We start from the raw sequence: 24,083 nt of genomic DNA on the forward strand, positions 1-24,083 counted from the left end.
GCCTAAATAAAGCAGACCGGCCTATAAGCCGGTCTTATTATTTACATCACTAAGCGGCGAATATCGCTCATTAATTGCCCTACTAAGGTAATGAAGCGAGCTCCATCAGCGCCATCAATAACACGATGGTCAAAGGACAGTGACATAGGCAGGATCAGGCGAGGAACAAACTCACTACCATTCCAAACTGGTTTCATTGCAGAACGTGACAGCCCCATAATCGCAACTTCTGGTGCATTCACAATTGGTGCAAAGCCGGTTGTTCCGATACCACCAAGGCTAGAAATAGTGAAACATCCGCCTTGCATATCAGATGCAGTCAGTTTACCTGCACGTGCTTTCTTAGAAACTTCCATCAGTTCACGAGATAACTCTAAAATGCCTTTTTTGTTAACGTCTTTAAAGACAGGAACAACTAAGCCATTTGGTGTATCAACTGCAATGCCGATGTTGATGTATTTTTTCAGGAATAAACGCTGCGCATCTTCAGAAATCGAGCTATTAAAGCGTGGCATTTCTTCCAGTGCGCGAGCAACGGCTTTCATGACAAATACCAGTGGGGTAATTTTCACGCCAAGCTGTTTTTTCTCTGCTTCTTTATTTTGTTGCTTACGGAATTCTTCAACTTCTGTGGTATCTACTTCTTCCATTAGCGTAACATGCGGGATCATCACCCAGTTACGGCTCAGGTTAGCACCAGAGATTTTTTGAATACGGCCCAGTTCAACTTCTTCGACTTCACCGAATTTGCTGTAATCCACTTTTGGCCACGGCAACATGCCTGGTAAACCACCACCAGCTGCTGCTGGAGACTCTGCGCGTTTAACCGCATCTTTCACGTAAGCTTGAACGTCTTCACGCAGGATACGACCTTTACGACCTGTACCTTTTACTTTCGCTAAGTTAACACCAAATTCACGCGCTAAGCGACGAATAACTGGCGTTGCATGTACATATGCATCGTTTTCAACGAATTCATTTTTGCTATCAGCGGCTTTAGCTGGAGTAGCCGCCGCAGGAGCTGGCGTTGCTGCTTGAGCAGGTGCTGATGCTTGAGGTGCTGGTGCCGCAGCTGGCGCTGCACCCGCAACTTCAAAAGTCATAATCAGCGAGCCAGTTTTCACTTTGTCGCCAGTCGCAATTTTGATTTCTTTAACAGTTCCCGCAAATGGTGCAGGCACTTCCATTGATGCTTTATCGCCTTCAACCGTAATGATTGATTGCTCAGCTTCAACGGTGTCACCCACTTTAACCATCACTTCGGTAACTTCAACTTCATCGCCACCAATATCTGGAACATTAACATCTTTAATTGCTGAAGCTGCTGGAGCAGCTGGTGCCGCCGTTTCAGAAGCTGGAGCTGCTGCTGGCGCTGCGCCTGCCACTTCAAAGACCATAATTAGCGAGCCAGTTTGTACTTTGTCGCCAGTCGAGATCTTGATTTCTTTAACAGTACCTGCAAATGGAGCAGGTACTTCCATCGAAGCTTTATCACCTTCAACAGTAATCAATGATTGCTCAGCTTCAACGGTGTCACCGACTTTTACCATGATTTCGGTAACTTCAACTTCATCACCACCGATATCTGGTACAGCAACGTCTTTTGACGCTGCTGCGCTTGGTGCTGCCGTTGGAGCCGCTGCAGGTGCTTCTGCTGGAGCAGGTGCTGCTGCACCCGCTTCTGCTTCAAACAGCATAATCAATTTACCGGTTGTGACTTTATCACCAACTGCAATTTTAATTTCTTTAACCACACCCGCTTGTGGAGATGGGACTTCCATAGAAGCTTTATCACCTTCAACGGTAATAAGCGATTGCTCAGCTTCTACTTTATCACCCACTTTAACCATCACTTCGGTGACTTCAACTTCATCAGCACCGATATCTGGCACTTTGATTTCAATAGACATTGATTTTTACCTCTTATGCCAAACGTGGGTTAACTTTATCTGGGTTGATGTTGTATTTTTTGATCGCTTCTTCAACGACCTTAACATCAATCTCACCACGTTTAGCTAATTCACCTAATGCTGCAACGATCACATAGCTAGTATCCACTTCAAAGTGGTGACGTAAGTTTTCACGGCTATCTGAACGACCGAAGCCATCTGTACCCAGAACACGGTAGTCACTTGCTGGTACATAAGTACGAACTTGTTCAGCAAACAGTTTCATGTAGTCAGTTGACGCTACTGCTGGTGCATCGTTCATCACTTGTGCGATATATGGAACACGTGGAGCTTCAGATGGGTGTAGCATATTCCAACGCTCACAGTCTTGGCCATCACGCGCCAATTCAGTAAATGAAGTCACGCTGTATACATCAGAGCCGATGCCATAATCTGCAGACAGAATATCCGCCGCTTCACGCACATGACGCATCATAGAACCTGAACCTAACAACTGAACTTTGCCTTTACTACCTTCAACTGAAGCCAGTTTATAGATACCTTTACGGATACCTTCTTCTACACCTTCTGGCATTGCAGGCATATGATAGTTTTCGTTCAGAGTTGTGATGTAGTAATACACGTTCTCTTGTTTTTCACCGTACATGCGCTCTAAACCGTTTTGCATGATCACAGCAACTTCATAAGCAAATGCTGGGTCATAAGAAATACAGTTAGGGATTGTCAGTGATTGAATATGGCTATGGCCATCTTCGTGTTGTAAACCTTCACCATTTAGCGTTGTACGACCTGAAGTACCACCAATCAAGAAGCCACGTGCTTGTTGGTCACCCGCTGCCCACATTAAGTCACCAATACGTTGGAAACCAAACATTGAGTAGTAGATATAGAATGGGATCATCGGCAAGTTGTTAGTGCTGTAAGATGTTGCAGCAGCTAACCAAGAAGAACCTGCACCCAATTCATTGATACCTTCTTGCAGGATTTGACCTTTCGAATCTTCTTTATAGTATGCGACTTGTTCTCTGTCTTGTGGTGTGTATTGCTGGCCTTTCGGGCTATAAATACCAATTTGACGGAATAGACCTTCCATACCAAAAGTACGCGCTTCATCAGCGATGATTGGCACTAAACGCTCTTTGATAGACTTGTTTTTCAACATAACGTTCAATGCACGAACGAAAGCGATCGTGGTCGAAATTTCTTTCGATTGTTCTTCTAATAATTGGCTGAAATCTTCCAGTGCAGGGATTTCCAACTTCTCATCAAAAGTTGAACGACGAGCAGGTAAATAACCACCCAGCGCTTGACGGCGCTCGTGCAGATATTTGTATTCCTCTGAATCTTTTTCAAAAGTAACGTAAGGCAGTTTTTCGATTTGCTCATCAGCGACTGGAACATTGAATTGATCACGGAAATGACGAACGCCATCCATGTTCATTTTTTTCACTTGGTGCGCAATGTTTTTACCTTCTGCTGTTTCACCCATACCATAACCTTTAATGGTTTGAGCTAAGATAACAGTTGGTTTGCCTTTGGTTTCTTGTGCTTTTTTGAATGCTGCATACACTTTCTTCGGATCATGACCACCGCGGTTCAGTGCCCAAATCTCATCATCAGTCATATCTTTAACTAATGCAGCCGTTTCAGGGTAGCGGTTGAAGAAGTGCTCACGGACATATGCGCCATCACGTGATTTAAAGGTTTGGTAGTCACCGTCTAAGGTTTCGTTCATCAGTTGAACAAGTTTGCCACTCGTATCTTTACGCAGCAGTTCATCCCAACGGTCGCCCCACATCACTTTGATAACTTGCCAGCCAGCGCCACTAAAGACACCTTCTAATTCGTTAACAATTTTACCGTTACCTGTAACTGGGCCATCCAGACGTTGCAGGTTACAGTTAATAACGAAAACTAAGTTATCTAATTGATCACGTGTTGCAATAGTAATTGCACCTTTAGATTCTGGCTCATCCATCTCACCATCACCAAGGAATGCATACACACGCTGAGCGGATGTATCTTTCAGACCACGGTTGTTTAGGTATTTCAGGAATTTAGCTTGATAAATAGCATTAATTGGCCCCAGCCCCATTGATACGGTTGGGAACTGCCAGAAATCAGGCATTAATTTAGGGTGCGGGTAAGAAGACAGACCATTGCCGCCAATTTCTTGACGGAAATTGTTCATTTGCTCTTCAGTTAGACGACCTTCTAAGAAAGCACGTGCGTAGATCCCCGGAGAGATATGACCTTGGAAAAATACTAAGTCACCGCCATCATTGTTATTATGAGCGCGGAAGAAGTGGTTGAAGCATACTTCATATAAGGTTGCTGATGACTGGTAAGAAGCCATATGGCCACCCAGTTCTAAGTCTTTTTTAGAAGCCCGCAGAACAGTCATTACTGCGTTCCAGCGAATTGCCGAGCGAATACGGCGCTCTAAATCCATGTTACCAGGGTATGCCGGCTCATCTTCAACAGCAATTGTGTTGATGTAATCAGAACGACCAGATGCACCAGCGGCAATATTAACACCGCCTTTACGCGCTTCGCTTAATACCTGTTCGATAATAAACTGAGCACGATCAACACCTTCTTCACGGATGACCGATTCAATCGCCTGTAGCCAGTCGCGAGTTTCAATCGGATCCACGTCATTTTTTAGCATATCTGACATGGTGTATTCCTTATCTGTTATCTATTTTATATGGTTATATGGAGCCTATCTTCCTGCCATTTTCCCAATATGACTAAAAATAGCGGGAAGATAGGCCCTGATGTAGTTGCCGCTTTAACTCTCGTTTAGAGTATTCACAATAATATAGACGCAGCAGTCAGGATCTATATTATTAATTTAAATCAGGATGTTGCTGTAACCGACGTAAAGAACGTTCTCGTCTTGTCTGTTCACGGCTGATATCCAATAACAAATCTTCGATAAAAGCTAAATGACGATGAGAAGCTTCACGCGCTTTTTCTGGCTCTCTTGCCATTATAGCTGCAAAAATCTGGGCTCTATGTTCACTAACTGCTTTATACATTTCTTTACGGGTATATAAGAACTCAAAATTCTGACGAATATTTTGTTCTAGCATTGGGATCATGCAACGCAATAGGTGTAATAGCACAACATTATGGGCAGCTTCCGTCACAATTAATTGATATTGCAATACGGCATCTGACTCAGCTTCTAGGCCGCCATTTTCTTGTGCTGTCTTAATTAGTTCATAGCTTTGCCGAATTCGTTCAAGATCCTCTTCAGTGCCGCGAAGTGCAGCATAATAAGCTGCAATACCTTCGAGGGCATGGCGAGTTTCAAGCAGATCGAATTGAGATTCGGGATTACCTTCAAGTAGTTGGGCTAAAGGATCACTGAAGCTTTGCCACATTTTCTTTTGAACGAAAGTGCCGCCACCTTGGCGACGAGATAGAAGCCCTTTAGCTTCTAACGTTTGAATTGCTTCACGCACTGATGGCCTAGATACGTCGAATTGCTTGGCAAGTTCACGCTCAGGAGGCAGCTTTTCGCCGGGCCTTAGTGTCCCTTCGAAAATAAGATGTTCGAGTCGTTGCTCTATCACATCTGATAACTTTGGTTGGCGAATTTTACCGTAAGTCATAATCTGCCATATTCATTAGTGAGTAATTATTGATTAGGTATTACCCAGTGTTAATTGGTAATACCAATTTTCTTATGGGGTAATAAAGTAACAAAGTATTCACTATCTGTCCATAAAGACCTTGCGCTAAATCATAAAATCCTGCAAATCTTAACAATTTTTTTTAATATTTAGCATGATTTGATAACTTAATAACCAATCACATATGAATATTTTTAACATTAAAACCGATTTTTTATGCTAAAAAACAAAAGCTGAAGCGTTAAAGTAAGTCATTCTTTAAATTTAAATTCATATTTTTTGAATAAGTAATCGATAATAAAAACCAACCTATATTCAGGCTCTAAAAAACACTATCTATTGTAATGAAAATGTTAACAAAAGAGTTAACCCTGACTTAAGTGAAACACAGTGTGTTGATAACACACTTTTTTTACCATAAAACTTCAGAATAAAATGGAAGTAATGAATAGAATAACACGCTAATATTTCAATATTGCGGATAGGCGCAAGCCTATTTATTTAGTTTAATCATGGGGCGACAAAAATAATGACATTTTACCGCCCTCCGATTCCACTAACTCTTTGATCTAATTAATTTTAAAAGTAAAAGAAAGGCCAATTTATACTTTACTTTCAACAAAGCGCATTGATAAATCCATTGCTTTAATATGCTTAGTCAATGCCCCTACAGAAATAAAATCAACCCCTGTTTCCGCGAATTCCTTTATTGTATTTAATGTAACATCCCCTGAGACCTCAAGTGCTGCTTTCCCTGCGGTGAGTACTACGGCTTCTTTCATCATCATTGAAGTGAAGTTATCTAACATAATGATGTCAGCCTCTGCCTTCAAAGCACGTAATAGCTCAGCTAAACTTTCAACTTCGATCTCAATCGGTACATCAGGGTGAGCTTGGCGAGCTAACTCAACAGCGCGCTCAACAGACCCTGCGGAGATAATATGGTTCTCTTTTATTAGATAAGCGTCAGACAACCCTAGTCGATGGTTAAAACCACCGCCCATCAGCACAGCATACTTTAAAGCGGTTCTCAGCCCAGGTATGGTTTTACGGGTATCAAGCAGTTTAGCTTTCGTCCCCTCGATTTGTTTCACATACTGCGCGGTTACACTTGATACCGATGAAAGTGTTTGAATAAAGTTCAACGCAGTACGTTCGCCAGTTAATAAAATTTGTGATGGGCCATGCATCTCACACAATACTTGGTTTGGCGTAACAACTTCGCCATCTTGTACTTTCCAGTCAATTTTGACTTGCCCCCCTAGTTGAAGAAACACCTCTTCTAACCATTGTTTCCCGCAAAAGACCCCATTTTCACGGGTGATAATGCGTGCTGTCGCTTGAGTATCCGCATTCAATAACTGACCTGTTATATCCCTTTTATAATCAATGACCTGACCTAAATCTTCTTTCAGAGCAACACCAACCATAAATGGAATATCCGTATCCAATCTTGCCTGAAGAATTGTACGTCTTTGCTGTTCATCATAACGTCGTATAGGCATTTATAACTCCAAAATATGCACCCGTCTTATTTTATCTATGCTAATCTTTTCATTCGCAGATAACGAGTATTAACAAAAAAGAAAAGAGAATACTATGGATAACGATATGAAAATACATGATGGTTGGCTAAATAATGTGACTCATATCCCTTCCCCACACCACGACCAACGCCCTGAGAATGTTATTCCTTCTCTTTTGGTTATCCATAATATTAGCCTCCCCCCCGGTAGGTTTGGTGGACCTTATATTGATCAACTCTTTACAGGGAAGTTAAACCCTAAAGAACACCCCTTTTTTGAAGAAATCAAACACCTTCGTGTTTCTGCACACTGCTTAATACGCCGTGATGGTGCGATCGTTCAATATGTACCTTTTCATTTACGAGCTTGGCATGCAGGGCAATCTAGCTACCAAGGCAAAGAAAAATGTAATGATTTTTCAATTGGCATTGAGCTGGAAGGTACAGATTTTGAACCATTCACTGAAGCGCAATACCAGTCTCTTGCCCAACTAACCCAGTTGCTTATTTCTGTGTACCCATTAATTAAACATAATATTACTGGTCACAGTGATATAGCCCCTGAAAGGAAAACAGACCCAGGCCCATTTTTCGATTGGCAAAAATATAAAAATAAATTAAAACGTTAATAGTTATTATACTTAATTAACAGCTAATATTTTTATTTTAATATATATTAGCTGTTAATAGCACCGAACTTATCTTATATAACAATTCATTACCTAACACTGTTTTAAAAGCAATTCTTTTTTTATTGCGAAGCCACTCGAAAAAAAATAATGTAACGCATCCTTTCACACTACAAAACTTACAAAACGCTTTCTATTTTTTTATTTATCGATAAGTTTATTAAAAAAAATTAATTATGATTAAACCTCACTAAACAAAAGAGGTTTTAATTATGAATCAGCAAGGTTTTTCTCTTATCGAAATAATGGTAGTCATCGCAATCATTTCTATACTTAGTGCTATTGCTATTCCTGGTTATCAAGGGTATATGCAAAAAGCTGCGATGACAGATGTACTACAAATGGTGCTCCCCTATAAAAGTAGTATAGAACTGTGTAGTTTTGAGCAAGGAAGTTTATCACAATGTAATAATGGAAATAATAACATACCTACTAATATAACAGGAAAGTACATTAGTAAAATAGAAGTAAAGTCTGGGGTTATTAAATTAACGGGTGATAAGTCACTATCAGCACTTAATATAACCTTAACACCGTCAATCCCAGCAAATAGCATGCCTTTTAAATGGTCAGTTCTTTGTGAAAGTAAAACTGATGCAAATTTAAAATCATTATGTGAAAAAACATTTGTATTTTAATTAGGAGTTTTCATGAACACACTCAAGGACAAGCAATATATTTTAAAAGAGTTAAAAAATATATGTGATAGAAACTATATGATCATAATTGATTATAATCACAAAAGGTTATCTATCGCTGTCGCAAAAAAGCCTAATGACAATTTAATTGCCACACTAAAATTTATTGCAAGTGTACCCGTTTGCTACGATATTTGGCCAAAAGAGAAAATCGACCATTATTTCAACAGTGAAATACATCAAATAAAAGAAGAAGAGACTCAATATCAACCTAAAGAGGCTGAGTCCCTTAATGTTAGCTCACCCGCTGTTGATTTTGTTGAGGACCTACTAAAAACCGCTGTTCATAAACGTTCATCGGACATCCATCTTGAACCTACCAAACAAGGGTTAAAGATTAGGTTGCGGGTTGATGGGAAATTATATTTTATCCCTTCCCCACCATATGAAATTAACAATGAAATCATTGCTCGTATAAAAATACTCGCAAAAATGAATATCGCAGAAAAACGGCGTCCACAAGATGGGCAAATGAGTTGGCATTTTGATGGGAAAAATTACAGTATCCGCCTATCAAGTATTCCAACTCTTCATGGTGAAAAACTAGTATTACGCATTTTGAATACACAGTTAAAATATTCTTTAGAGCACATTGGGATGTGCTCTTCCCTTCTTTCTTCACTACAAGACTATCTAAATCAGCCACAAGGGTTAATTTTAGTTACAGGCCCTACAGGTAGCGGTAAAACAGTAACGTTGTATAGTGCCCTTGAATATTTAAATAAGTCCTCTAGAAATATCTCAACCATCGAAGACCCAATTGAGATCCCTTTACAAGGGGTCAATCAAACTCAAGTCAATGAAAAATATGATCTTAGCTTCGCTTTTATTCTGAGAGCATTACTAAGACAAGACCCAGATATTATTATGATTGGGGAAATTAGAGATGAAGAAACCGCTAAAATTGCCACGCGTGCCGCACAAACAGGGCATTTAGTTTTATCAACATTACATACTAATTGTACCTTTAGTGCGATAGAGCGCATGAATCAGCTAGGCGTTAGTCATATTGAATTAAAATCGTGTTTAAAAATGGTAATAGCACAAAGGTTAGTAAGAAAGCTTTGCCCTTATTGTAAAGGAATTACAGCGCAGCCCGTTAAACTGAATGATGATCTAATTATTAATCAGTGGTCGTCTAAAGGGTGTGAGCTCTGCTTCTCTGGCTTTATGGGCAGAACCGCTATTTATGAGTATATCGATCAACCAAAGATAGGCAAATTATTTTCTGGTCAGCCCTCTAGCATAGAGGGTTTCGATAACTTATTTAAAGCAGGCCTAACTTTAGTTGAATCAGGTGAAACAACTCTGCAAGAAATTTATTCTGTTATTGGGCATGGAAAACTATAATTATGTTTATTTATTCATATATTGCTATTGACAGTAACAACAATTTAATTAAAAAAAACCTTTTAGCCAGTAGTAAGAAAAATGCTTTTTTGGCAATTACTAAAAATAACCTAACCCCATTAAAAATTAAATTTAAAATGATTTTTATTTTAAATCGTGAGAATATAGATTATCGAATACATTTCTTTCACCAATTAAGTATATTGACATCTTCAGGTATTAACCTAGTTCAATGCCTAAAAATACTACTATCTAATTGCCACCTTCCTTATTGGCAAAACATGATAGAAAATTCAATTGAAAACCTAGAAAAAGGCGATAAGCTTTCACAGCATCTAACTAAGCACCCTCTTATTTTTAATAACACAATAGTCAGCCTAATAATTGTTGCCGAAAAAACAGGGCGTTACGATGAAAGCTTTCAAGTTATTAGCACAATGTTAGAACACAATGAAAAAAATGCATTACTTATCAAAAAAGCAATACGTTATCCAATCGCACTATCACTATTTTCAATCTTACTATTAATAATTATGATGTACTATGTTGTCCCTCAATTTGAAAGTATATATGGTAATTTTCAACATGAATTACCTTTTGTTACTAAAGTTGTTATTTTTACCTCTGAATATATACAAGAAAAATCAATCATTCTGTTATTTATATTTTTCATTTTATCAGTATTAACAGTTAAATTTAAATTTACACTTAAATCTATTTTAAATAGAGTCATGATGCGCATACCATTACTCAAAGATTTAATACAAACCCATTACTTAAGCCTTTATTTTTTAACCATGCACTCAACATTAAGAGTCGGATTATCATTATCTGAATGCTTAAATTGCACTATTCAAACTATCAGCAATTACCAATACAATAAAGATTGTAGGCAAATACAAACCTCTGTACACCAAGGGGAATTACTTTCTTATGCAATGAAGCACACTAAATTCTTCCCTGATTTATCTGTACAGCTACTCTCTATTGCTGAAGAGTCAGGAAAGCTTCAGTATTTCACCCAATATTTATTTAAATATTATTCAGAGCAATATCTATTTTTAACTGAAAAATCGCTCAAAAACCTAGAGCCTATTTTATTGGTTTTTATTGCAATTTTAGTCGGTACGATTATGTTAGCGATGTATTTGCCGATATTTAATTTAGGTAATGTAATAACTGGGTTATAACTTATTTTAATAAAGATACAATTGTTATATTTACAGAATATCAATATCATATGGCATACTTTCACTAGTTATTTTTAACTAGTAAAATTAATACAAAATTGAGTAAAGACAAACTGATTGTTTCAGTGTAATCTATTTTTCTTCGATGAATAAATGAATAATTTTATGCCCTATATAGTTGCTTTGACAGGTGGTATTGGTAGCGGAAAGACAACGGTTGCAAACGAGTTTGCAAAATACGGTGTCCCTCTTGTCGATGCGGATGTCATCGCGCGTCAGGTCGTAGAGCCAAATACACCAGCATTAGAAACCATTAAATCTCATTTTGGTGAAGAGGTTATTCTCCCTAATGGCTCTCTCAACCGGCGTAAGCTCAGGGAAATTATTTTCTCTAACCCTAATGAAAAAAAATGGTTGAATGCACTGCTACACCCCCTTATTCAGCAAGAAACACAAAAGCAATTCCAACAAGCAAATTACCCTTACGTGCTCTGGGTTGTTCCATTATTAATTGAAAATAATATTTATCATTTGGCTAATAGAGTGTTAATTGTAGATGTAACACCCGAAGAACAAATTCAGCGAACCCTGAAAAGAGATAATACCAGTCTTGAGCAAATAACGAATATACTAAATGCGCAGGTAAGCCGTGAAAAACGTCTATCTTATGCCGATGACATAATTACAAACCACACTAACGACACAGATATTTCAGATAAGGTAGCAATTCTACACAATCAATATTTAGCATTAGCAAAAATAAAAAAATAGGAATAAAAATGGGCGAACTAATTGCAACAAATTTTATTACTTATGAGTATCCGATGAATGAAAAGATCCGTTCATGGTTGCGCCTTGAAACACTTTTATCTCAAATTTATGAGCTTAGTAATATTACCTCTTATTCTTCAGGTATCGCTTTTTTTCGCTCTGTTTCAGAATTAATTGAAATTCTCGATAGAGGGGAAGTTCGTTCTGAGCTAATTAAAGAACTTGAAAAACAACGGACTCGGTTATCCAATTGGGCTGAAGCCCCTAACGCAGATAATGAATTGATTTCCTCATTATTAGAACAATTATCCGGTAAAATTTCCCATTTAATGTCTGCGCCTCGTTTTGGTCATCACTTACGTACAGATAAAATTATTAGTATGGTGCGCCAACGCCTAAGCATTCCTGGAGGATGCTGTAGTTTTGATCTTCCTACATTACAACTCTGGTTAAATATCCCTCAAGTTGAACGAGATAAAGCGATTAACGGCTGGCTACAAAGTATTGAGCCTCTAAATGACGCATTAAAAACTGTTCTTACTTTAATTCGGCAAAGTGGAAAATTCGAAGTCAGAGAGTCTAATAATGGCTTCTACCAAGATAATGTAGAAGGCAAAGAATTGTTGCGTATCAAGCTATCTACAGAATACCTGATTTACCCGCAAATCTCAGGGCACAAAACACGGTTTGCTCTACGTTTCCTGCATATTGACAGTGAGAATGGTATACTACCAGACGTAATTAATTTTGAATTATCCTGTTGCTAGCTAGAGTTATAATTTATGAGTGAAATTATTGAGGTAAATTGCCCCACATGCAAAAAAATAGTGGTCTGGGATGAAACTAGCCCTTATCGACCTTTTTGCAGTAAACGTTGCCAACTTATTGATCTTGGTGAATGGGCAAGTGAAGAAAAACGCATTGCGAGTCAAGGTGACATATCTGACAGCGATGATTGGAGTGAACAACCCGATAAGTAATATCTATAATTTAGGTGGAAAATACAAAATATGGTGATTATCCCCTTATGTATTTTCCACTTATTATGCTTTCAGGTACGATTCTTTATGTTTAGGCCTCAATTAGTACCGGGCTAAAAACTACCCGATTTTACCTTAGCATATCAACAATAACACGGTTTGCTGGTGGGAATTCATCCGCAACCAGATCTTGTTGAGCAACCCAACGTGAAACCTGCCCTTCTTTACCATAAGGTTCATTATCCCATGCGGAAACCATAAAGAAGTAAAGTGTAATAAACCGATCATCAAACTCATGGTCAACGCGGTGAAATAATTCACTTTGAGTGACAATAATGCCAACTTCTTCTTCAAGTTCACGGATTAATGCCGCTTCTGGTAATTCTCCTTTTTCAAGCTTGCCGCCCGGAAACTCCCAAAAACCAGCCATGTGAGTACCTTCTGGGCGTTTAGTAATAAAAATTTGCTGCTGTGAATTGCGTATAATCCCAGCTGCAATATGCAAATGTTTTTTTTCCATTATTTCTTCACCAAAAAGGCGGGTACCCCCGCCTTTTTTATAGTATTGATATTTTTAACAACGAATTAGTTTAAGCGGCCATGGCATTGCTTATACTTTTTACCTGAGCCACAAGGACATGGGTCATTACGACCGATTTTATGGCCTTGTGTTGCTATTTTGGCTTCAGTTTCAGTCATTAAAGATTCCGAACCTGCTTCGTGACTAAGTTGTTGTTTCTTCGCTAAACGCTCTGCTTCTTCACGGCGCTGTTGTTCTAAAGCTTCGACCTCTTCAGGTAAACGAACTTGTACTTTAGATAACGTACTGATCACCTCATATTTCAGTGCTTCAAGCATATTTGCAAACATGCTGAAAGACTCACGTTTATATTCTTGTTTCGGGTCTTTTTGGGCATAACCACGTAAATGAATACCTTGACGTAAATAATCCATTGAAGCTAAATGCTCTTTCCATAAGGTATCTAATGTTTGCAACATTACCCCTTTTTCAAAGTTACGCATTGCTTCTGCACCGACAATTTCTTCTTTGCGATCATAAACTTCAATGGCTTTTGCCATGATACGTTCACGCAATGTTTCCTCGTGCAGTTCTGGTTCTTTATCTAACCACTCTTTGATTGGTAAATCGAGGTCAAAATCATTAACTAAACGCTGATGTAGCCCTTCAATATCCCACATTTCTTCTAATGATTGCGGAGGAATATATGCATCCATTGTTGTTGTGAATACATCTTCACGAATGCTATCAACGGTTTCCTTGATATCACCACCATCCAACAATTCATTACGCTGAGTATAGATAGCACGACGTTGGTCGCTCGCTACATCATCATACTCAAGTAATTGTTTACGAATATCAAAGTTACGGCTTTCAACTTTACGTTGCGCATTCGCAATCGCTTTAGTGACCCATGGATGCTCTATTGCTTCACCAGGTTTCATCCCCAGTTTTTTCATCATCCCAGTGACACGGTCAGAGGCGAAAATGCGCATAAGTGCATCTTCCATCGATAAGTAGAAACGTGATGAACCTGCATCCCCTTGACGACCAGCACGGCCTCGTAACTGGTTATCAATACGGCGAGACTCATGACGCTCTGTACCAATGATATGTAAACCGCCGGATGCTAATACTGCATCATGACGAATTTTCCATTGGGCTTTGATTTCATCAATTTGTTCTTGAGTTGGGTCTTCCAAAGCGGCAATTTCAGATTGCCAGCTACCACCCAACATAATATCAGTACCACGCCCCGCCATGTTCGTTGCAATGGTGACAGCACCCGCTTGACCCGCATTGGCGATAATATCAGCTTCCATTGCGTGGAATTTAGCATTAAGAACATTGTGCGCAATCTTAGCTTTTTTCAATGCATTAGAAATTAGCTCTGATTTTTCAATCGAAATAGTACCGACCAGTACTGGCTGACCATTGGCAGTTCTTTCACGGATATCTTCAATAATTGCAGCGAATTTATCTGCTTCATTCATATAAACCAGATCAGGTAAATCTTTACGAACCATTGGGCGGTTAGTTGGAATAACGATGGTATCAAGTTTATAAATAGAGCTAAATTCAAACGCTTCTGTATCTGCGGTACCCGTCATACCGGCTAGTTTTTCATACAAACGGAAGTAATTTTGGAATGTTATAGACGCGAGTGTCTGGTTTTCATTTTGGATTTCAACACCTTCTTTCGCTTCAACAGCTTGGTGCAAACCATCAGACCAACGACGCCCTTCCATTGTACGACCTGTATGTTCGTCGACAATAACAATTTGGCCATCTTTTACAATATAATCAACGTCTAACGTAAATAAAGCATGCGCACGTAAGCCAGCCATAACATGGTGCATTAACATAATGTTAGATGGAGAATATAACGACTCTCCTTCAGCCATTAAGCCTTCTTTTGCCAATAACTCTTCGATTAATACTAGCCCACGCTCAGTAATGGTAACTTGACGTGCCTTTTCATCAACCGAAAAATGACCTTCCCCTTGGAAAGTATCGGAGTCTTCTTTTTCTTGGCGTTGCAGATGTGGAATTAGTTTATCCACTTTTTGGTACAATTCTGAGCTATCTTCAGCAGGACCTGAGATAATTAGAGGTGTACGAGCTTCATCGATAAGGATTGAGTCAACCTCATCCACTAAAGCATAATGAAGCTTACGTTGAACGCGTTCTTCAGGACTAAACGCCATGTTGTCACGTAAGTAGTCGAAGCCAAACTCGTTATTAGTTCCATAAGTAATATCCGCAGCATACGCTTCGCGTTTCGCTGGAGGAGCCATACCCGGTAAGTTAATACCCACCGTTAAGCCTAAGAACTCAAATAATGGGCGGTTATTTTCCGCATCTCGTTTTGCTAAGTAGTCGTTTACTGTTACAACATGAACACCTTTGCCACTTAATGCGTTAATATATGCAGGTAACGTTGCGGTAAGTGTTTTACCTTCACCTGTGCGCATTTCAGCGATACAGCGTTCATTCAGTACCATCCCACCAATTAACTGTACATCAAAGTGACGCATACCAAATACACGTCGACTCGCTTCACGTACCGTAGCGAACGCTTCAGGAATGATGCTTTCTAAGCTTTCGTTTTTCTCTAGACGCTCACGAAACTCAATTGTTTTAGCTTTTAGTTCATCATCCGATAACTTTTCGAAATCAGGCTCTAAACGGTTAATTTTTTCAACTTCTTTGCGTAAGCGGCGTAGTGTGCGGTCGTTACGGCTACCAAAAACTTTGGTTAGGATCTTTGTTAACATATCTTTAATCTCTAATATATCAATTAGTTATTTAATTTTTTATTCATTGTTATGCCATAAAATAATACAGCGATATCTGCTGATACTTTATGAGGGAGATTAAGAAGTTAACGGCCCTGCACGAATACCATGGACTTGTGCCACCCACATCGCAGGTTGGTAGGAAATAAAGTGAGGGTAATCATAATGATTAACTTGAACAATACGTTCATCCCATTGAAGTGAACGCTGAGCCAACATGGCATACAACGTATCTAACATCAATTGTGGTACAATAAGTTGTTCTGATTCTTTTTTGGCCGTACTTGCATCGTCATCTTCGGTTGCTGAAAAGGCAAAAGTTAACTGACGGATGACATTTCTTACCGCATGTTGCTGCCAATAATTAACCGAAAAAGAGGATGAGGATGAAGAACGTTGAGAATTTTGCTGAGCAAATAAATTATCAAACGCATTAACCGCCTGACTTTGGCGATTAACTGGTGAAGAGTTAATTTGTGTTAATTGAGACTCAGATAATGCATTTAAAATTGTAGGCAAGCCGACACCCGTGGCAACCACACCTAATAATAGGTGGGACCAAAAGTATTTTCTACCAAGTTGTCGCCAAAAATTTAAAATGCCCATTAAACTCTTATATCATCAATTCGTGACAATGCTATTATCTGTCTATACGTTTTATCATTGCACATTGTTAGCTGGAGCCAAAAATGAGAGATAGTCATCCCCAAGCACTTTTTGATGTTCTTGAAGGGTCATTGGCAACATCATCGAGCACGTTGCAGACAATTCAGCGCAATGCAAAAGCCATTGTTAAACTGAACCGCGCAGTAAAAGGCTTACTTCCTAGTGAAATCAAACCAATGTGCCGTGTTGCAAACTACCGTAACAATGTTATGGTCCTCGAAGTGGCTAATGCCAGCTGGATGACCCGCCTTAATTATGAAAAAATAAACCTTCTTTCTGCATTAAGGACATCTATTCTACCATCTTTATCTTCTATCGACATCAGAATCAATCCCGATCTAATGCGAAAATCGAAGCAAAATAGTTCAGTAACTAAGCAAACAGACTCAGCGAGTCAAAAAATGAACAACCGTCAGATAAGCACGCAAACAGCACTAACATTATTAAAATTAGCGGAGAATAGCCCAAAAGGGTTAAAAGAAAGGTTTGAGCGGCTGGCTGCACTAGCCGGAGAGAGTACTAGCACAGCCAACAGAAAGGGCTAACCCCGATTATTTTCGGTGATAGCCGCATAACCAACGTTATGCGTATACAGCTGAAGGGGCTTTAAATGCCACTGGCAATTGAGCTTCATCTTCAAAGGTAACAAGATCCCAAGCGGACTCTTTCGCTAAAACCGCTTGTAGAAGTTTGTTATTCAGTGCATGACCAGATTTGAACGCAGTAAATGCGCCAATAATGTTATGCCCACACATGAATAAGTCACCTATTGCATCCAACATTTTGTGACGAACGAATTCATCTTCAAAACGTAAGCCATCTTCGTTAAGAACTTTATAGTCATCAACAACGATAGCGCAGTCGAAACTACCGCCTAAGCATAAGCCTTTTGATTGCAGATATTCAATATCACGCATAAAACCAAAAGTACGTGCTCGGCTGATTTGATTAACAAATGATTCCGCAGAGAAATCAAGTGAATAGCGTTGTGTGCTGCTATCAATAGCCGGGTGTTGGAAATCAATAGTGAAATCAAGACTAAACCCATTATAAGGTTTCATCTCTGCCCATTTATCACCATCTTCAACACGTACAGTTTCTTTAATACGCAAAAATTTCTTTGCACAATTTAACTCTTCGATACCGCCATCAAGCAGTAAGAAAACAAATGGTGCTGCACTGCCATCCATAATAGGGATTTCAGGCGCATTGACTTCAATAACAATGTTATCGATACCTAACCCTGCTAAGGCAGCATTCAAATGCTCAACAGTTGAAATACGTACGTTATCTTCGTTGACTAAGCAAGTACATAACATAGTATCGCGAACTGATTTCGCATCTGCCGGAAAATCAACCGGTGGATTAAGGTCAGTACGACGGTAGATGACCCCGGTATTGGCCGGCGCTGGACGTAAAGTAAGCGTAACTTTTTTGCCGGTATGTAGACCGACACCAGTCGCTGTAATTATACGTTTTAATGTCCTTTGTTTGATCATCGTATTTTTCTCGCAATGTTATAAGTCCTACTGATTATCTTACAGGATAACCAGTAGGAAATTTTAGCACAAAAAGCGGAGAAACCAATATAAATTAAAATTAATCGGCCTGCTTACGCAAGAACGCAGGAATATCAAGATAATCTGGTTCTTTATTTGTTTGCGTATTTTGGTCATTAACCGCTTTAGCTGCTGGTTTCTCTTCTGTTAATGAAGACATGCTATTTTGCATTTGCTGATAACGTTGCTCCATTGACGTCTGCTGAGACATCTTATTGCTGACTAAGGTAATTTCTGGACGTTTGTCCATACCAATACCCGTAGCAACAACAGTGACGCGCAGCTCTTCGTGCATTTCTGGGTCTAGAGAAGTACCGATTACTACCGTCGCATTATCAGATGCGAAAGCACGGATAGTATTACCTACCGTCTCAAACTCATCCAAGCGCAGGTCGAAACCAGCGGTGATGTTAACCAACACACCACGCGCACCAGACAGGTCGATATCTTCAAGTAGTGGGCTAGAAATGGCCATTTCAGCCGCTTCTTCTGCTCTATCTTCACCACGAGCGACACCTGAACCCATCATCGCGTAGCCCATTTCTGACATGACTGTACGTACGTCAGCGAAGTCTACGTTCATCAAACCTGGGCGTGTAATCAGTTCAGCGATACCTTGTACTGCACCTTTAAGTACGTCATTTGCCGCACCAAAAGCATCTAGTAACGAGATACCACGACCAAGTACTTTCAATAATTTATCATTTGGGATGGTGATCAGTGAGTCTACGTGTTTTGATAACTCAGTAATCCCCGCTTCTGCAAATGCCATGCGCTTTTTACCTTCAAAATTGAAAGGCTTAGTCACAACAGCAACTGTCAGAATACCCAGTTCTTTGGCTACCTCGGCAACAACTGGAGCAGCCCCAGTTCCTGTACCACCGCCCATACCTGCTGCGATAAAGACCATATCTGCGCCATCTAATGCATTACGCAGAGCTTCACGATCTTCTTCAGCGGCATTACGGCCGACTTCAGGGTTTGCGCCAGCACCCAGACCTTTGGTAATACCTGTACCGATCTGGATAGTTTGTCCAACTGCGGTTTTACGCAGTGCCTGTGCGTCTGTATTGACAGCGAAGAACTCAACGCCTTCAATACGTTCACGCACCATGTGTTCAACGGCATTACCGCCGCCGCCCCCAACGCCGATGACTTTAATCACCGCATCGTTGGTTAGCTCCATTGGTTCAAACATAATGTCTCTCCGTTTTGTGCTTACTACTTTTGAAGCTAATAATATGCTTCTTTATAAAAATTAAAATTCTTTTCTCAGCCAGCTAGTTATTTTACTAAACCACCCGCTCACTGATGCTCGTTTTTCTATTTCGGTATCATCGCCTAAATGGCTTTCTTTACCGTAGTGCAGAAGCCCAACCGCAGTTGAATAGTATGGCTCCTGTGCATAATCCGTTAATCCTGTGATGTTGAGCGGTGTACCAATTCGCACTTGCGTATGGAACACTTTTTGAGCACATTCGACTAAACCATCGATTTGAGCTGCTCCACCAGTCAACACGATACCAGCGGCCAAATGGTGTTTGACACCTTGTTGGCGTAACTGTTCCTGTAAATTTAAAATTTCTTCATTTACTAAGTTTAACAGCTCAGTATACCGTGGCTCGATAACTTCTGCTAAGGTTTGACGCTGTAAACTTCTAGGTGGACGACCACCCACACTAGGCACTTCTACGGTCTCATCTTTACTGACAATCGAACCTACTGCACAACCATGACGCACTTTGATTGCCTCTGCATCTGTTGGCGGTGTTCCGAAAGCATAAGCGATATCACTAGTCACCACATTACCTGCGTATGGAATAACCTTAGTGTGGCGTAAAGCGCCCCCCGTATAAACTGCCATATCCATTGTACCGCCACCAATATCGACGACACAAACGCCTAACTCACGCTCATCTTCAGTTAACACGCTATAGCTTGCAGCAAGACCCGCAAAAATAAGCTGATCGACTTTTAACCCACAACGCTCAACTGCTTTGACTATGTTCTTCGCCATATCATTATGGCAGGTGATCAGATGTACTTTGGCTTGCATACGTACACCCGATAACCCAACCGGGTTTTTAATCCCTTCTTGGTAATCTATCGCGAACTCTTGTGGAATTACGTGCAATATTCTGTGTTCATCACGAACACGAACTGATTTTGCAGTATGTACCACACTATCAACATCTTCTTGTGTCACTTCTTCTTCTGAAACTGGCACCATACCAATTTCATTTTGGCAGCTAACATGCTTACCCGATAACGCAAGATATACTGAAGATATTTGGCAATCTGCCATTAATTCAGCCTGATCAATCGCTCTTTGGACACATTTTACCACTGATTCAAGGTCGTTTACGCCACCTTTGTCCATTCCGCGAGATGGACAACTTCCCACCCCAATAATATTAACCATACCATCGGGCAGAATTTCGCCAACAAGGGCTGATACCTTGGAAGTTCCAATTTCAAGGCCTACCACTAATTTTCTGTCCGTTGCTTTAATCATTTCTTCTGCCTAATTAGAGTTATTAGTCATTATTGTAAACTCGGTGGAGCATCGACCAATAGTGGTGCCCAACCCACCGCAGCACCACTGGTATAACGTAAGTCAACATAATCAACTCGTTTATCCGTCGTTTGCTGCAAAAGCGGATAAAGTTCAAGGAACCTGTTTAGCCGCTCTGAAACATCTTTTTTACCCAGTTCAATTCTGACATCGTTGTCTAAAATAATTTGCCATGCATGCCTAGCAGTCATAGAGAGTGACTTTAGTTTTAAGTTATGTGCAGCTAACGTATTCTTAAATACTGCAAATTCTTTAAGAACTTCTTTTTGGCTACCTTGTGGGCCATACAGCAACACATAGTCGCCTTTCCCATTTTCGCTGACCGGTAAACTAAATACCCGCCCCTCTCCATCTACCATGTTTTGATCATTCCACCTTGCAAATGGACGATACTCAACAATGTGAATCTTTAATTCGTCAGGCCATTGTTTGCGCACTGTAACTTGGCGTATCCAAGGCATCATGCTTATTTGATTTTGGATAGCATTGACATCAACTGTCATAAACGTACCTGGTTGCCCTAATGCTAAAATTGCCTTTCTAACATCATCATTTTTGGTGTAATGACGCTCCCCTGTTAGAACCAACTTAGACATGGGTAGCCTATCTGCATCTTTCATCCATGTCGTTACCATCCAACCACTCCAAATGATAGTACTTACAACAATTAGGAAGAAAAATAACCCACCTAAAAATGCACCATTACTTGGCCCTGAACTTGGGTCTTCATCGTTCTTATGGTTATGATGTTTAACGTTTAATGCTGCCTGCGACATATCAACGAGCCAATTTCAAAATTTGCACAACTAACTCAGAAAACCCCATACCTGCTTGACGTGCGGCCATTGGTACTAGGCTATGGCTAGTCATGCCTGGTGAGGTATTCACTTCTAATAAATAGAACTGACCGTCACTATCTTGCATTACATCCACTCGCCCCCAGCCTTCACATCCTACTGTCTGATATGCATTCATTGCTAACTCAGACAACTCAGATTCCGCTTGTTCATCTAAACCACTTGGGCAAAAATATTGCGTTTCATCTGACAGATATTTTGCTTCATAGTCATAAAAAATACCCGGTGGTTGAATACGGATGGACGGTAATGTCTTATCACCTAATATTGCAACCGTAAATTCTGGGCCACTAAGCCATTTTTCTATCAACACTGTATCGTCAAACTGAAATGCCAATTCTAGTGCTGAAGACAATGTCTCTAAACTGTCGACTTTACTCATCCCAACACTGGAACCTTCTAAACTTGGCTTAACAATAAGTGGTAAACCAAGTTGTTGAACCTTTTCGATAACTTGTTCATGGGAAGCTTGGGTATACTGCTGCTGAGTCAAGTATACATACGGAGACACACTTAACCCCGCCCCTTCCCACAATTGTTTTGTTCTTAGCTTGTCCATGCTGAGTGCCGAGGCCATTACACCGCTACCAGTATAAGGTAGGTTTAAAAACTCCAATAACCCCTGTAATGTTCCGTCTTCACCGCCACGACCATGTAACGCAATAAATACTTTATCGAAACCTGCATTTCTCAGTGTTTCAACAGGAAAATCTTTGGTATCAATAGGATGAGCATCAATACCTGCTTGACGTAACCCTGTCAGCACAGCGTTCCCTGACTGAAGTGAAACCTCACGTTCAGCGGATGTCCCTCCTAATAAAACCGCAACTTTCTCTGCCATATTTATTCCTCAACCATCGGCGGCTGTAATTTCGTTTCCGCTAGGTTTTTTGCTATTTTACCAATATTTCCTGCGCCTTGAACTAAAATTAAATCATTTTCATCAAGAGTTTGAGCTAGGATGTGTGGTATTTGTTCAACGTCGGCAACATAAATAGGATCAATCTGACCGCGACCACGAATTGTTCTACATAATGAGCGGCTATCAGCCCCCGGAACATGCTTCTCACCAGCAGAATACACATCTAACATCAGTAATATATCAACTTGCCCCAGCACATTAACAAAATCATCGTATAAATCACGCGTACGTGTATAGCGATGAGGCTGAAAAATCATAACAATACGTTTATCTGGCCAACCTGCTCTTGCTGCTTTAATGGTGGCGTCAACTTCTGTTGGATGATGACCGTAGTCATCAACTAACATCACTTCGCCTTCCTTACCATTCACATTGCGTAATGCGAAATTACCTAGGAAATCAAAACGACGCCCAGTGCCTTGGAACTCTACCAGCGCAGACAAAATATGTAAGTCATCAATGCCTTCCTCAGTTGCCACAGCAACCGCAGCCGTTGCATTCAATGCATTGTGACGCCCCGGCGCATTAAGTACGACAGTCAGTTCTGGCATCCCTTCACGCGCAATGGTGAAAAAACCTTGATTACCTTTTTGTTCATATTTTGTGATACGCACATCAGCATCTTCACTAAAACCATAAGTCGTTATATAACGACCAATTTTGGGTAATAATGAACGAATTACAGGGTCATCAATACACATGACTGCACGGCCATAAAATGGCAAATTATGTAAGAAGTTAATGAACGTATTGGTTAAATTATCAAAGTCACCTTGATAAGTATCCATATGATCAGCTTCAATATTCGTGACGACCGCAACTAACGGTTGTAAGTGCAAAAATGAAGCATCGCTTTCATCAGCTTCAGCAATTAAGTAACGGCTACTGCCTAAGCGAGCATGTGTCCCTGCTGATTTAACTAAACCGCCATTCACAAAGGTTGGGTCTAAACCTGCTTGTGCATAAATCCCAGAAATCATTGCTGTCGTTGTTGTTTTGCCATGAGTCCCTGCAACAGCAATACCATGACGATAACGCATTAGTTCAGCTAACATTTCTGCACGGCGAATAACAGGAATACGTAACTCTTTTGCTGCTTGAATTTCAGGGTTCTCACTGGAAATAGCTGTAGAAACTACAACCACACTCGCATTTTCAACATTTTCGGGGCGATGGTTAAAATAAATTGTTGCGCCCAATTCGGTTAACTGTTGAGTCACTGCATTTGGTGCTAAATCAGAACCACTAATTTCATAACCTTCATTTGCCAACACTTCAGCGATACCACCCATGCCGGCACCACCGATGCCAACAAAATGGATGTGCCTAACTCTTCTCATTTCTGGCACTGATATTCTTAATTTCGCTAATTGTTGTGTATTCACTATATTTCTTCGCTTCTAATTAAATCGGTATCAATTATGGCTAA

Annotated in this window: 21 protein-coding genes; 8 read left to right on the forward strand and 13 right to left on the reverse strand. The window is 40.1% G+C overall.

Translation table 11 applies throughout. The features are described 5' to 3' along the window. Nucleotides 1–41: 41 nt before the first annotated feature. The 4 genes from aceF to nadC form a co-directional block, all read right to left on the reverse strand. A complete protein-coding gene (gene aceF, locus ACPEH5_RS07375) occupies nt 42–1,910 on the reverse strand; it encodes a pyruvate dehydrogenase complex dihydrolipoyllysine-residue acetyltransferase (protein WP_048607932.1) in 1,869 nt (622 codons plus the stop codon). A gap of 13 nt (nt 1,911–1,923) precedes the next feature. Continuing rightward, nucleotides 1,924–4,590: a pyruvate dehydrogenase (acetyl-transferring), homodimeric type gene (gene aceE, locus ACPEH5_RS07380; protein WP_042845081.1), complete on the reverse strand. Its 2,667-nt coding sequence runs from the start codon at nt 4,588–4,590 to the stop codon at nt 1,924–1,926. Between the two features lie 172 nt (nt 4,591–4,762). Continuing rightward, nucleotides 4,763–5,533 carry a pyruvate dehydrogenase complex transcriptional repressor PdhR gene (gene pdhR, locus ACPEH5_RS07385; RefSeq protein ID WP_042845083.1) on the reverse strand — a complete coding sequence of 257 codons (771 nt, stop codon included), beginning with the start codon at nt 5,531–5,533 and terminating at the stop codon, nt 4,763–4,765. A gap of 623 nt (nt 5,534–6,156) precedes the next feature. Next, nucleotides 6,157–7,059, reverse strand: a complete 903-nt coding sequence (nadC, locus tag ACPEH5_RS07390; protein WP_042845085.1) for a carboxylating nicotinate-nucleotide diphosphorylase — start codon at nt 7,057–7,059, stop codon at nt 6,157–6,159. A gap of 106 nt (nt 7,060–7,165) precedes the next feature. Between nadC and ampD the strand changes: the two genes are divergently transcribed. From ampD to yacG, 7 genes are all read left to right on the forward strand, one after another. Further along, on the forward strand, nt 7,166–7,708 hold the full coding sequence (gene ampD, locus ACPEH5_RS07395; protein WP_370661217.1) for a 1,6-anhydro-N-acetylmuramyl-L-alanine amidase AmpD: 543 nt from the start codon (nt 7,166–7,168) through the stop codon (nt 7,706–7,708). 272 nt (nt 7,709–7,980) lie between these two features. Continuing rightward, nucleotides 7,981–8,406, forward strand: a complete 426-nt coding sequence (gene ppdD, locus ACPEH5_RS07400; RefSeq protein WP_042845088.1) for a prepilin peptidase-dependent pilin — start codon at nt 7,981–7,983, stop codon at nt 8,404–8,406. Nucleotides 8,407–8,418: 12 nt separating this feature from the next. Further along, nucleotides 8,419–9,816: an ATPase, T2SS/T4P/T4SS family gene (locus tag ACPEH5_RS07405; RefSeq protein ID WP_129466216.1), complete on the forward strand. Its 1,398-nt coding sequence runs from the start codon at nt 8,419–8,421 to the stop codon at nt 9,814–9,816. Nucleotides 9,817–9,818: 2 nt separating this feature from the next. Beyond that, nucleotides 9,819–11,006, forward strand: a complete 1,188-nt coding sequence (locus ACPEH5_RS07410) for a type II secretion system F family protein (protein WP_129466217.1) — start codon at nt 9,819–9,821, stop codon at nt 11,004–11,006. A 165-nt stretch (nt 11,007–11,171) separates the two neighbouring features. Next, entirely contained in the window at nt 11,172–11,777 is a 606-nt protein-coding gene (gene coaE, locus ACPEH5_RS07415; protein WP_042845092.1) for a dephospho-CoA kinase, read from the forward strand. Nucleotides 11,778–11,785: 8 nt separating this feature from the next. Further along, on the forward strand, nt 11,786–12,544 hold the full coding sequence (gene zapD / locus ACPEH5_RS07420; RefSeq protein WP_042845094.1) for a cell division protein ZapD: 759 nt from the start codon (nt 11,786–11,788) through the stop codon (nt 12,542–12,544). A 15-nt stretch (nt 12,545–12,559) separates the two neighbouring features. Then, nucleotides 12,560–12,757 (forward strand): DNA gyrase inhibitor YacG, encoded by a 198-nt coding sequence (gene yacG / locus ACPEH5_RS07425; protein ID WP_042845096.1) that lies wholly within the window; start codon nt 12,560–12,562, stop codon nt 12,755–12,757. 130 nt (nt 12,758–12,887) lie between these two features. Here yacG and mutT read toward each other — a convergent pair whose 3' ends face one another. From mutT to secM, 3 genes are all read right to left on the reverse strand, one after another. After that, nucleotides 12,888–13,277 carry an 8-oxo-dGTP diphosphatase MutT gene (gene mutT / locus ACPEH5_RS07430; protein WP_166685530.1) on the reverse strand — a complete coding sequence of 130 codons (390 nt, stop codon included), beginning with the start codon at nt 13,275–13,277 and terminating at the stop codon, nt 12,888–12,890. 65 nt (nt 13,278–13,342) lie between these two features. After that, the gene (gene secA / locus ACPEH5_RS07435) at nt 13,343–16,054 is read right to left on the reverse strand and encodes a preprotein translocase subunit SecA (protein ID WP_042845099.1); all 2,712 of its coding nucleotides are present in this window, start codon (nt 16,052–16,054) and stop codon (nt 13,343–13,345) included. A gap of 99 nt (nt 16,055–16,153) precedes the next feature. Beyond that, nucleotides 16,154–16,681, reverse strand: coding sequence for a secA translation cis-regulator SecM (gene secM / locus ACPEH5_RS07440; protein WP_042845101.1), 528 nt, complete (start codon nt 16,679–16,681; stop codon nt 16,154–16,156). Between the two features lie 83 nt (nt 16,682–16,764). Here secM and ACPEH5_RS07445 point away from each other — a divergent pair, with 83 nt between their 5' ends. Further along, entirely contained in the window at nt 16,765–17,286 is a 522-nt protein-coding gene (locus tag ACPEH5_RS07445; RefSeq protein WP_129466220.1) for a DUF721 domain-containing protein, read from the forward strand. A gap of 36 nt (nt 17,287–17,322) precedes the next feature. Here ACPEH5_RS07445 and lpxC read toward each other — a convergent pair whose 3' ends face one another. The 6 genes from lpxC to murC all read right to left on the reverse strand — a co-directional run bounded on the left by lpxC (nt 17,323) and on the right by murC (nt 24,039). Continuing rightward, nucleotides 17,323–18,240: a UDP-3-O-acyl-N-acetylglucosamine deacetylase gene (gene lpxC / locus ACPEH5_RS07450; RefSeq protein WP_042845110.1), complete on the reverse strand. Its 918-nt coding sequence runs from the start codon at nt 18,238–18,240 to the stop codon at nt 17,323–17,325. 100 nt (nt 18,241–18,340) lie between these two features. Further along, nucleotides 18,341–19,498, reverse strand: a complete 1,158-nt coding sequence (gene ftsZ, locus ACPEH5_RS07455) for a cell division protein FtsZ (RefSeq protein ID WP_042845111.1) — start codon at nt 19,496–19,498, stop codon at nt 18,341–18,343. A 60-nt stretch (nt 19,499–19,558) separates the two neighbouring features. Then, nucleotides 19,559–20,815 carry a cell division protein FtsA gene (gene ftsA / locus ACPEH5_RS07460; RefSeq protein ID WP_042845112.1) on the reverse strand — a complete coding sequence of 419 codons (1,257 nt, stop codon included), beginning with the start codon at nt 20,813–20,815 and terminating at the stop codon, nt 19,559–19,561. 29 nt (nt 20,816–20,844) lie between these two features. Continuing rightward, nucleotides 20,845–21,651: a cell division protein FtsQ gene (gene ftsQ, locus ACPEH5_RS07465; protein WP_042845113.1), complete on the reverse strand. Its 807-nt coding sequence runs from the start codon at nt 21,649–21,651 to the stop codon at nt 20,845–20,847. A 1-nt stretch (nt 21,652) separates the two neighbouring features. Next, nucleotides 21,653–22,573 carry a D-alanine--D-alanine ligase gene (locus ACPEH5_RS07470; RefSeq protein ID WP_166685529.1) on the reverse strand — a complete coding sequence of 307 codons (921 nt, stop codon included), beginning with the start codon at nt 22,571–22,573 and terminating at the stop codon, nt 21,653–21,655. A gap of 2 nt (nt 22,574–22,575) precedes the next feature. After that, nucleotides 22,576–24,039 (reverse strand): UDP-N-acetylmuramate--L-alanine ligase, encoded by a 1,464-nt coding sequence (murC, locus tag ACPEH5_RS07475; RefSeq protein ID WP_042845115.1) that lies wholly within the window; start codon nt 24,037–24,039, stop codon nt 22,576–22,578. Between the last annotated feature and the right edge of the window lie 44 nt (nt 24,040–24,083).

It is taken from the genome of Providencia sp. NPDC089933 (assembly GCF_049545585.1).
GTDB lineage: Bacteria > Pseudomonadota > Gammaproteobacteria > Enterobacterales > Enterobacteriaceae > Providencia > Providencia huashanensis.